Annotated in this window: 1 protein-coding gene; it reads left to right on the top strand. The window is 47.8% G+C overall.

The features are described from left to right. A partial coding sequence (locus R0J87_RS25115; protein ID WP_498889743.1) for a rhodanese-like domain-containing protein occupies nucleotides 1–232 on the top strand: 232 nt, incomplete at both ends.

Genomic DNA, 232 nt, shown 5'->3' with positions numbered 1-232 from the left:
ATGCACCGCAAGCGGTGAACTTGAGTCTCTTTCGCCTTTCTTTTGGCATGATTCCAGGGTTACGACGGTTGTTACTACCAAAATGGTTTCGGGAACTACCAAAAGATCAGCCGGTTGCTGTCATCTGCTTAACCTCTCATCGTAGCCCGATCGCAGCCAAACAACTCCTCAAGGCTGGCTTTCAAAAAGTGTATAACATTTCTGGCGGAATGATGGAGTGGCAACAGAAAGG

The organism is Halomonas sp. SIMBA_159 (assembly GCF_046536035.1).
GTDB lineage: Bacteria > Pseudomonadota > Gammaproteobacteria > Pseudomonadales > Halomonadaceae > Vreelandella > Vreelandella venusta_A.
This window is presented reverse-complemented; position numbering and strand designations above follow the sequence as displayed.